This is a genomic window from Pseudomonas sp. NBRC 111124 (assembly GCF_001320245.1).
Lineage (GTDB): Bacteria > Pseudomonadota > Gammaproteobacteria > Pseudomonadales > Pseudomonadaceae > Aquipseudomonas.
Genome location: NZ_BCBA01000095.1, coordinates 1 through 1,331 on the forward strand (window position 1 = coordinate 1; position 1,331 = coordinate 1,331).

The 1,331-nt window shown below is 56.3% G+C and carries 1 protein-coding gene; it reads left to right on the plus strand.

Translation table 11 applies throughout. The annotated features are described in order from the left end of the window. Positions 1-209 precede the first annotated feature (209 nt). A complete protein-coding gene (locus APH28_RS25935) occupies positions 210-1,175 on the plus strand; it encodes an IS110 family transposase (RefSeq protein WP_060513278.1) in 966 nt (321 codons plus the stop codon). Positions 1,176-1,331: the final 156 nt, after the last annotated feature.

Sequence of the window (1,331 nt, forward strand, 5' to 3'; positions counted from 1 at the left end):
CCCGCTTGTATGGTAGGACTTGAAGGGAGGAGGAGGGTCATAACTCGCTTCTGACTGTTCGCGCAGTACAGACCGTGGGAGAAATCACCCCTCCTCCTTTCAGCACCCAAGCGCCGATAAGGAATGCCTCGCGAGCAAGCGACAATAGAAGCAAGCCTGCGCCAGGGTGTGCCCTTCAAGTCACACTACGCTACAAGGAGCAGCTATCCATGGCAATGTCCGCAACCCCAATCGAAGCTGGCGTGGACACCGCCAAAGATGAATTGGTGATTCAAGCCGCTCCGAATACCAAACCCTTCGCCATCCCGAACACCCCGAAAGCAATCAAAGCCTGGCTCAGGACGCTGCCTAAAGGCTCAGCGTTGGCCATCGAAGCGACCAGCACCTATCACATGGAAATGGCGGAGCAAGCTCATGCTGCGGGCTTCGCGGTATACGTTATCGATGGACTGAGGCTGAGTAAGTACCGGGAAAGTGTTGCTGTACGGGCAAAAACAGATGCCCATGATGCCGCTTTGCTCGCCCGGTTTCTGAGCAACGAACGGGGCTCTTTGAAGGCTTGGACTCCACCACCAGCTGGGCATCGTGAGATCCAGGTGCTGCTGCGCCGCCGCGCAAAACTTGTAGCGGTACGCGGCATGCTACGGATGAGCTTGTCGGGGGATAAATTGTTTGCCTCAGAGCTCAAGCGTGTTGAGAGAGTACTCAAACACGTAGAACTTTCGCTGGAAAAACAGCTGCGTGAAGTGATCAAAAAGGTGGGGCTTTCCGATCAGCTGCGCCGTGTCCAGAAGCTTCCCGGTGTTGGTTTCTTAACGGCTGCCGGCCTGGTGATGTCCTTCATGCGTGGCGAGTTCAGGAACAGCGATGCCTTTGTCGCTTATCTAGGTATGGATGTAACGGTTGTCCAATCCGGTAAATGGGCGGGCAGAGGGAAGTTGAGCAAGCGTGGTGACTCGGAGGTCCGCAGACTTCTGTACAACGCTTCGATGAGCGGCAGTCGAACCGCGACCTGGAAACAGTACTACGCCCATCACCAAGCGCGCGGGAAGAAAACTACCCAAGCCTTGGTGATCCTTGCGCGCCGCTTGGCTCGGCTGGCCTTCGGCCTAATGAGGCATCAGGCCGACTGGAAGCCCGAGATATATACCGGAGGTGCCAAGCTGGCCAGCTGAGGCTGGGGGCTGCTACGCAGCCCACCCAAACTGACGAGTAGCATCCAATGCTGGAGAGATAATCTCTGGCGCGCTGACTTGTGCCTGGAGGTAGCTGAGAAAGGCCGATGGCGTTTGTAATGAAAATTTGCCTCCAGCCATAGAATCTCCCACAGG

Coding starts and splice junctions, on each gene's coding strand:
- APH28_RS25935 (WP_060513278.1), top strand. CDS start 210: ATGGCAATGTCCGCAACCCCAATCGAAGCTGGCGTGGACACCGCCAAA.